Raw genomic sequence first — 7,680 nt, forward strand, 5'->3', positions numbered from 1 at the left:
CACGAGGTGCGCGGCTTATTTGACGAGGTAGAGCTTGCCGCTGGCGGGGTCGCGGAAGACCTGTCCCGCCGCTTCGAGGCCGCGACCATCGCCGACCCCTTCGCGGCTGTCGCGCGCGCTGTCCTTGGATATCTCGACCCGGTTTTCTACGCGCTTTTGATGCTGCCCGGAAGCGGCCAGCGCGGCGATCAGGCCTGTCGCGAAGACAAGCATGAGGTCGGCAAGGTTGGGTAGTTCGATGCCGTTGTCGGCTTCCTCGGCGAAGCGTGAGGTGCGAAAGTCACGCATGGGTCTCTCCCTTGCCCGCTTCCAGCAGGCTCAGGGCACGCTCGAAGCCATGCCGGCGCAGGCGCCCGGTGAGGTACCCGGCGAGGCCGATAGCGAGGCCGACGATGGTGGTGTCGAAGGCCGTCGTGATCGCTTGCGAAAGCGTCTGGAAATCGCCTCGGCCCAGCGCGGCGATGCCGGGGCCAAGCGGGATCAGCGTGCCCATCAGGCCCAGCGTCGGCGCGATCTTCGCCAGCAGGTCCGAACGGGCGATGCGCTGGCGGGCGAGGCGTTCGAGCGGCGCGTGGCCGAGGCGGGAGAGGCGGGCAGTCCCTCCCAGTCGTTCGCCAAGCGCGAGGCCGAAATCGGCGACGGCGAGCAGAGCGAGGACGAGCAGCGCGGCGATGACCGGCCACAGGAGCAGGCCAGCAAGCAGGTGCAGGGTTTGGTCGAGCGCAAGGGTCATCGCGGTGTTCTCCGGCTCCAGGCAAGGCCTGCGAGGAAAAGGACGAAAAGGAGGGCGGCGAGGGCGAGCAGTGCCGTTGGGCTTGTCGCAGCTTCGGTCAGGTGCTGGGCCGGGCGGACTTCGTGCAGCGAAGGGGCGCGCGCCTTGCCCGAGGTGCTTGCGGCCTGCCCGCGCGCGGCGGCGAGCACGCCGTCGAGCGCTTTGGCATCGACCTTCGAGAGCTTTGTGCGCACCCATCCGAACATCGGGTGGTCCGGGCTGGTGTGCCCGCTTCCCGGGAGGCCCGCCCTGGCGATGGTCGTGACGAACTGGTGGGCCAGGTCGGCCAGGGTGGCGTCATCGGCTTTCCAGTAGCCCTTCTGCGCCGCGACCAGCATGACGGCGAGCATATTGGCCTTGACCGGGCGATTGTCGGGCTGGTCGAGGAATTTCTCGACCCCGATCCCGTGCCGGTCCTTGACGTACGTGGCGTAGACATCGTCCCAGATCGCGTCGGGGACCAGATTGGGGTCGGTTACTTCCCAGCCCCACAGGTTCTCGAAGAAGGCGAAATTCATCGTGCGCGCGCCGGCATAGCCATGCGGCATCAGCGATTTGATCCAGGCGGGGTTGAGCTGGCGCGCGCGCAGTTCGGACAGGATCGCGACTTTGAGCGGCGCCATGTCGGGCGCCTTGGGGTTGCTGGCGTCGATCACGTAGGCATCGGGCGTGCGGCCCCCGGCCTTCTCGACCGCGAGGTTGAGACCGCCCAGGTAATCGAAGGCATCGTTGTTGTCGACGAGGCCATAGAGGTTGCTCGAGCGACCGAGGAAGGTCTGGCTGACCCCGGCCAGTCGTTCGCGAAAGGCCTGCGGTTCGGGCGCGCCGTCAAGGTCGACGCCGTAGGCGTGGCCGACGCGGCCCTGGTAGACGCGCGCGATCGCGTTGCGATCCGACCATGACCCCGAACGTTCGGCGAGGCGATTGACCCCGGCCCCATATTCGCCCGGAGCCGGCGCGAAGACGCGCAGCGCGGCGGTGCGGCCGTCGGCGGCCTTGTCCTTTTGCATCGCCGCGACCCAGGCAGCGGCGAGGCGGTTGGCGGCAAGGCTCTCGCGGCCCGGCGCGCGCAATTCGCCAAGGGGCGCGAGCGCCGCGTCGAGCGCCGTGCCAAGTTCGGGATGCGCCTTGCGGATCGTCAGCGAGGCTCCGTCGAGCGCGAGCAGGCTCGCCTTGTCGAGCCACTTGAGCTGTTCGCCGTAGAGATCGCGAAACAGGCCCGAGGCGACGAACGTCACGTCCTCTCGGGGGGCTTTCGCGTCGGCCGGCAGACGTTTCAGACCCGTCAGGATGCCCCGGCTGTTCCACACCGGTTCGACGTGGAGCAGCGAGAGTCCGAAGGCCATCGTGACGCCGCCGTCGCGAACGGTGTCGGACGCCCACAGCACGACCGCGCGGCCGCCCTTGGTCGGGGAGGGCTTGCGGGCCATGGCTGAACCGATGTCCCAGGCGATGCGGTCGGGCACCAGGCTGGCGTCGATGCCGGTGAAGTTGCGCCCGGTGGGCAGGCTTTCGGGTGAGCGCAGCGGATCGTTGCCGGGGCCCGGAGCGATGAAGCGGCCGTCGAGCCCTGTGAGCAGGGCCTGCATCTCGGCCTCGGGGGAGGCCCTCAGTGCTGCCTCGGCGTCCGGCTTGCCCATCGAGCGCAGCATGGTGCGCACCGCCGCGTCACTCCACGTGCGTCCGAAGACGTGCAGGCCCATCGGCATGAAGTCTTCCTGCATGCGGGTGAGCATGTGTCCGGTTTCGTGGACCAGCAGGTCGGGGTCGATGCGTTCGAAGGCGATGGCCTCCCCGCCGCGCTCGCTGCGGATTTCGGCGATGATCGCATCGTCCATGCCCAGCTTTCGCACGCTCGCGCGGATGCGTTCGAGTGCACGGTGGCGAGCGGTCTCGCCATCGGCGGAACTGTCGGCACTCTCGTAGCTCTCGACCAGTTGACGCAGGCCCAGCAGGTCGTCGTAGAGCGGGGTGGCGGCAAGCGGCGGGGTGAGGTGGTCGATGATGACGGCCAGGCCCCGGCGCTTGGCCTGGAGCCCTTCGCCGACCCCGTCGACGATATAGGGGTAGAGGCCGGGAATATCGTCCGCCACGAGGCGCGAATAGCTGTCGCGCGCAAGGCCGGTCTGTGCGCCGGGCAGGAATTCGTAGGTCGAATGGCGGCCGAGATGGACGATGGCATCGGGCGCGAAGCTCTGGCGCAGCGCCTGGTAGAACGCGAGGTATTGGTGGGGCGGAGGCACCGAGCGGTTCGCGTGGAGCAGCGCCTCGTCGGTCTCCCACCCGCGCGGAGGCTGCGGGCCGACGAGCACGTTGCCGAAACGCAGCGCGGGGAAGACGAACTGCCCGTCGAGCGTCATGACCTTGCCGGGCGGCGGGCCCCAGCCTTCGACACCCTCGACCGACAGCGCTTCGAGCTCGCGGGTCAGGGCATCGGTCTCGGCGGTATCGGCCTTGCCCGCGATCCGCCGGTCATAGGCCGCCCGCAGCCGCGCGGAGAGGCCTTGCGCCTTGCGCCCGATTTCGCCGGGGGTGCCTTCGATGACGAAATCGAGATCCTTGAGCACGCGGTCGACGGTGGCGCTGGCCGCCTTGGTGTCGTGGGTGGCGAGGGCCTCGCGCACGTCGACGGCGAGCGCGGAAAGCGGCCCTCCGATCATTTCGTCGCGCACCCGGTCGGGCAGGCGCTGGAACCAGGCTTGATAATCCGCGAGCGGGAGGTGGAGCGCCGAGGCCCTCGCGATATGGCGCAGGGCCTTGGCGTCGCCGGGCATGTTCACGCCGTGGTCCTGGAGCAGGTGGAGCAGCGCGGCGGAATCGGCGGGCAGAGGGCCGGTGGAGTACCCCGCCGTCTTGAGGCGCTGCAGGATGGTGAGCAGCGAGGCGGGCACGTCGAGATTGTCCGCGCCGATGTTGTGACGGCCGGGCGGGTGGTTGTAGTAGATGATCGCGACGTGCTTTTGCGCATTGGGCTTGGTTTGCAGCTTGACCCATCCCGCCAGACGGCGCGCCGCTGCGTCGATTTCGGAGCCGATCGGCCGGGTGAGGCGGATCTCGATGCCCGAGACGGGATCAACCCTTGGCGCCGCGGCGACGGCAAGCACGCTCGGCTGGCTGGCCCCCGACAGTTCGGGCATCGCGACGCGATAGTATACGCTCTTGGATGGCAGGCCCTCGACGCTGCGGCGCCATTGGTTTTCGTCGAGGTCGTCGATGCGGATGGCCTTGAGCAGCGGCACACCTAGCTGCGTGATCGCCCTGGTCGCCTGGTCGCGGTCCGATCCGCCGAGCGCGAAGTCGGCCAGTGACACCAGCGCGGCGGGCTGGCGCGCCTTCAACTGCTCGAGCGCCGCGACGGTGGGGGCGCCCCAATCGGCGAACAGCGACTGGCAGGCGAGGTGCTGCGCCACCAGCGCGGCGCACAGCGCGGCGTGGGTGTCGCGATCGCCCGCCTGGTCACCGGTCTCGTAGTCGAGAATGACCACGAGCGGGGCCTTCGCGGTGCCTTTGCGGGGCGAGAAGCGGACGGGCGCGATCGGCATCGGGGCGGGTAGCGCCTTGCGGGCGGCTTCGTCCCCCAGCACCCATTCGAAGAGGTGGACGAGATTGTCCTGTCCGCGCCCTTGCCAATAGCCTTCCGCACGCGCGTGGAGTTCGCTGGCTATCGCGGTGGAGCCGGTCTGGCGGGCGCTTCGCTCGAGCAGCCGTGCGGCGAGATCGCTCGAGACGCTGACCCCCTCGATCGGTACGGCAAGCTTGCGTGCCTCGACGATGCGCGCGACGCGCGCGGCATCGTCGCCGAAGACCCCGGCGAGCAGGATCGCATCGGAACCTTGCATCAACTCGCCCAATTCGTCGTCGGACAGGGCCTTGGCCTGGTCGGGCGTGCGCAAGGTGAGTTGCGTGTCGGGGTGTCTTTCGACCAGCGCGGCGGCGGCATCGGCGACGGCTTGCGAATTGCGGGCCGATACGATCCCGAACAGGCGGTGCCGGGGGGCGAACGCAGGGCCTGCGACGAGATAACCGACGAGCAGCACCGCGATAAGCAGCGCGCCCCAAGAGAACTTGCGCACGACACACACCTTTCCTTGCGCGCGGCCCTGCAGGAGGGCGGCACGTCATTTCGTCCGGTGTCGTCACGACGGATGTTCCGATGCGTTCGGCTGGTCCCGGCCGGGCGCATGGACGACGGTGACGGCAGGTCTCCTGGCTTGCGGGTCTCGGCCCTGGATCGCGCAGTCTTCCCGGATCGGTGATGATCCAGTGACGAAGCGCGAGGCTCTCCGCGTACAGTTGCGGGCACAGCGCCGGATTGGAACCGGCTTCCCTTTTCACCCCGGTTTCCCGGGGCACCGTCGCGGGTCGCCTTATCCCGAGGCACGGGGCTTGTACAGTCCTCGAGCCTGTCCGCCGTGGCGCCATCCCAGGTCTTCGCCAAGGGCCGGAGCGACAATCTTCGTGCGATGTCGCGACATGGACTTGATAATGCGAGTAATTCGCATTAGTTCGGCGGGCGAGGGGATGACCGGGCATGGCGTGCAAATCGGCACGCACCGTTTTCCGGATGCCAGGCGCATCCAACAGGGGAAGTGAATACTCGTGTCTTGCAATCCCACGCCGTCGCGCGCGCGCCACCTTGCGCATTCCGTGGCCGTCATCCCGCTTCTCTACGCTCTCGCGACACCGGCTTACGCGGACGAGAGCGAGGTCGGCGAGAGTATCGTCGTCACCGCGCGGGCGCAGAACCTCTATCGCGTGAAGGAAACCGAGATCGGCAAGATCGCCGCCGATCCACTCGATGTCCCGCAGTCGGTACAGGTCATCAACAGCGATCTGATCGAGGATCAGGGCGCGCGCGACATCCGCGATCTTTACCGCAATGTGCCTGGCGTCAGCGCCGACAACTACGCCACGGTCACCTATCGCGGGTTCAGCCAGGACGTGACGTACTACGACGGGCTGCGCGGCGATCCGTTCCAGACGTTCTCGGTGCCCCAGCTCTTCACCATCGAGAGGGTGGAGTTCCTCAAGGGACCCGCAGGCATGCTCTATGGTTCGGGGTCGCCCGGGGGTACGATCAACTACGTCACCAAGAAGCCGCAGGATGAATTCGGCGGCAATGTCCGCCTGATCGGCGGTGGCCGCAACCGCTACGGGGCCTCGGCCGACGTGACCGGACCGCTCGACGCCGAAGGCACGATCACCGGCCGCGCGGGCCTGTTCTACGAGGACATGGATAGCTACCGCGACCATGCCAGCAGCCGCACGCTGGTGGGCGATGCGGGGCTCGGCATTCGCCTGGCGCCTGAAACCAAGCTGGTGGTCCAGGTGACCGACTACGACCAGAACCTGCCGGGAAACCGCCTGCGCGGGGTGCCTATCGACGCCGATGGCAATTTCTACGCCAAGCGCAGCTGGAATCACAACGATCCGGACGACTACATCCGCTACAACGGTCTGGTCACGCAGGCGCGGCTCGACAGCACGTTGTCCGAGGCGCTCTCGTTCAACGTCGCGGGGCGCTGGTTCACCTACGACGAGACGCAGAAGTACCACGAGCCGGTCGCGCTCAAGGATACCGATGGGGATGGCCTCTACGACGCGGTGACGCGCGAGTATCGCGACCAGAAGCGCAATGTGGAGGGGCTCTCGTTCGGTGCCAATCTCGTCGGCAGGTTCTCGACCGGCGGCCTCGACCATACCCTTCTTCTGGGCGGAGATTGGTACCGCGAGGATTCGAGCGGACGGAACTACGCTTCGCGCGACCTGCCGCTGCGCTCGCTGGTCGATCCCGACTACACGACCGACAGCCGCCCCGACCTCTCGGGGGTGACCCCGTCGTACAGCGATGCGCGGGCGCTGCGGCGCGGCGTCTACCTGCAGGAGCAGCTGGGCATCGGCGAGCACGTCATCCTCGTCGCCGGTCTGCGCCGTGACTGGTTCGACGACACCGATTACATCGAGGGCAGCCAGGCGAGCAGCGCCGCGACGACCCGGCGTGCCGGCGCAATCTTCAAGCCGCGCAAGGACATCTCGCTCTACCTAAGCTGGTCCGAAGCCTTCGAACCCCAGGACGTGTCCGACCAGTCGACGCTCGCGGGTGGTCCGTTTGATCCCGAGACCGGCAGCCAATGGGAGGCCGGGGTCAAGACCGACCTTCTGGGCGGGCGCATCCAGACGACGCTTGCAGCCTATCGCATTGTGCGCCGCAATGTGCTCCAGATCGATGACAGCCAGGACGCGGTCAACGGCGTCGATCAACTGGCTCCGATCGGCGAGGTGACCAGCAAGGGCATCGAGGCCACGCTCACCGCCGACGTGACTCGCGATTGGTTGATCTCGGCCAACTACGCCTACAACGACACGCGCGTGACCGGAACCGTGGAAGGCCAGAGCGTGGACCGTTCGGTCGGCGATCGGTTCCCCAACACGCCGCAGAACAAAGCCGGCTTCTGGACGCGCTACCAGGTGCCGGCGATTGCCACGGCTTTTTCGTTCGGAGGTGAGTTCGTCTCCTCGCAAATCGATCGCAGCGGGGATCGTCTCAAGCCCTTCGCGGTCTTCGACGCCACGATCTCGCACGATTTCGGGATCTTCGAAGCGAAGTTCCGGATCGAGAACATCTTCGACAAGTATTACGCCGTCTCCGGCTTCACCGGAGCAAAGGGGGCCTACCTCGGCAATGCGCGCAGTTGGTTCATCGAACTGCGCCGGGCTCTCTGACGGCTGCGGCATGCACGGGTAGCGAAGGGGCACCCCCGTGCATGCCGCTTCGATCTGATGGCTGTGCAAGAGGAGCAGGGCTGAGCCTGCGCTCGTCACGGATGGGCTTAGCGGCAATGCAAAAGGGCCCTTGGGTCCATCGCGGCAAGATGCTTTCGCGATGGACCCAAGGGCCCTCAAGTATT

4 protein-coding genes and 1 riboswitch are annotated in these 7,680 nt (G+C 67.3%); of the genes, 1 reads left to right on the forward strand and 3 read right to left on the reverse strand.

Going from position 1 to position 7,680, the window contains the following annotated elements:
* Positions 1 to 15 precede the first annotated feature (15 nt).
* Genes HT136_RS04645 through HT136_RS04655 form a run of 3 tightly spaced genes read right to left on the reverse strand, consistent with a single transcriptional unit; the run spans position 16 to position 4,845 of the window.
* On the reverse strand, positions 16 to 288 hold the full coding sequence (locus tag HT136_RS04645) for a hypothetical protein (RefSeq protein WP_214198323.1): 273 nt from the start codon (positions 286 to 288) through the stop codon (positions 16 to 18).
* Positions 281 to 733, reverse strand: a complete 453-nt coding sequence (locus HT136_RS04650; protein ID WP_214198325.1) for a MotA/TolQ/ExbB proton channel family protein — start codon at positions 731 to 733, stop codon at positions 281 to 283. Before HT136_RS04650 ends, HT136_RS04645 begins: the two co-directional genes overlap by 8 nt.
* Positions 730 to 4,845: a cobaltochelatase subunit CobN gene (locus HT136_RS04655; protein WP_214198332.1), complete on the reverse strand. Its 4,116-nt coding sequence runs from the start codon at positions 4,843 to 4,845 to the stop codon at positions 730 to 732. Before HT136_RS04655 ends, HT136_RS04650 begins: the two co-directional genes overlap by 4 nt.
* A gap of 106 nt (positions 4,846 to 4,951) precedes the next feature.
* Positions 4,952 to 5,144: riboswitch (cobalamin riboswitch) on the reverse strand.
* 227 nt (positions 5,145 to 5,371) lie between these two features.
* On the opposite strand from HT136_RS04655, the gene HT136_RS04660 reads away from it, so the two are divergent.
* The gene (locus tag HT136_RS04660) at positions 5,372 to 7,495 is read left to right on the forward strand and encodes a TonB-dependent siderophore receptor (protein ID WP_214198334.1); all 2,124 of its coding nucleotides are present in this window, start codon (positions 5,372 to 5,374) and stop codon (positions 7,493 to 7,495) included.
* Positions 7,496 to 7,680 lie beyond the last annotated feature (185 nt).

Source organism: Novosphingobium profundi, assembly GCF_018491765.1.
In the GTDB taxonomy this organism is placed as follows: domain Bacteria; phylum Pseudomonadota; class Alphaproteobacteria; order Sphingomonadales; family Sphingomonadaceae; genus Novosphingobium; species Novosphingobium profundi.